Raw genomic sequence first — 1345 nt, 5'->3', positions numbered from 1 at the left:
CCCACATAGGCAAAGGTATTGATGCCCCCTTGGAGTCCGATGGGATCAGACTGAATATACCGCCCCAATCGGGCGTTGTACTCCCGATTCCAATTCTGGAACAGCCCGGTCTCCGCGTCAAACACCTGCCCCGGGAACCTCTGGTTGAAGGTGAAGGCGCCCAGCCCACTGGGGTTCTGGTTCGGCGCCGTGCCGCCAAACGCTTCGGCCGTGTCCCAGCGCCAGACGATGGTCTGGTCCTGTCTGGTGATCACGCGCGGCGTCGCGATGTGGTCGGCATGCAGGTTGTACAGGCTCACCGCAATGTCATTCGTGGCCGCTGTGCCCGTCTGCTGCATCACCCCCACCGGCAGGGTGTTGAGGTAGATGGTTTCATAGAGCGGCGCGCCGTTGGCGTCGTACTCGCCCAGCAGCTGGCCGGCCTCGTCGTACAGGTAGTAGGCCGCGCCGGTGGGCACCAGAGGGCTCGGGCCGCTTTTCTTGACCCGCTGGTTCAGCCCGTTGTACAGGTAATTGACCGTGCCGCCGCCGGTGATGGCGCTGCTCATGCGGCCGCGGTCGGTGTAGGTGTAGCTGTTGGCGCCGTCGCTGGTGATGTGGCCGGCCGCGTCATGGGTGATCGTGGCCGTGCCGCCCACGTCCTGGGTCTGCGCCAGCCGGTTGCTGGTGGCGGCAATGGTGTTGGGGTAGCTACTGGCGCCCACGGTCTTGCTGGTGCGGTTGCCGGTCTCGTCGTAGCTGTACAGGGTGCTGGTGCCGGCCAGGCTGGCGCTCAGCAGGCGGTTCAGGTTGTCGTAGCCGAAGCCCTGGTCCAGCTGGCTTTGGGGGCTGCCGTTGTTGACGTGGCCGTAGCCGGTGATGCGCCCGGCGGCGTCGCGGTTGAGGCTGCGCAGGGCGCCTGCGGCGTTGCCGGTGCCCAGCGGGTCGCCCAGGCTGTAGCTGGAGACGAGGCCGGTGCTGTCGTAGCCCAGCGTGCGGGCCTTGCCGTCGGACCACAGCCAGCCGCTGACCTGGTTGTCGGCGTTGTAGCCGAGGGCGCTGAGCAGGCTGGTGGTGCCGGCCCCGACGCCCACGCCGTTGGGGTTGACGGGGTTGACGCTGAGGGCGCTGACGGCGCCCTGGGCGTCGTAGCTGTAGTTCACGCGTGAGCCGCCCGGGTAGGTGATGGCCGTCAGCTTGTCCAGTGCGCTGCCGCTGTCGCCCCAGGCGTAGCCGATGGTGAAGCTCTTGCCGCTGATGACGACCGTCTTGGCTGTCAGGCGGCCCAGGGCGTCGTGGCTGTAGCTGGTCTGGCCGCTCTCATCGGTGATCTTGGTGAGCTCACCTTTTTCTTGCGGGGTGGGGC

Annotated in this window: 1 protein-coding gene; it reads right to left on the bottom strand. The window is 67.1% G+C overall.

Annotation, left to right across the window (positions count from 1 at the left end; genetic code table 11):
* Positions 1–1345 (bottom strand): RHS repeat-associated core domain-containing protein (locus AC1DS5_RS24930; protein ID WP_477720927.1); only part of this gene is annotated, 1345 nt, incomplete at both ends.

The organism is Polaromonas sp. P4_H1 (assembly GCF_056400945.1).
Note: the sequence above shows the minus strand (reverse complement) of the source record. Positions and strands in the feature narration are given on the sequence as shown.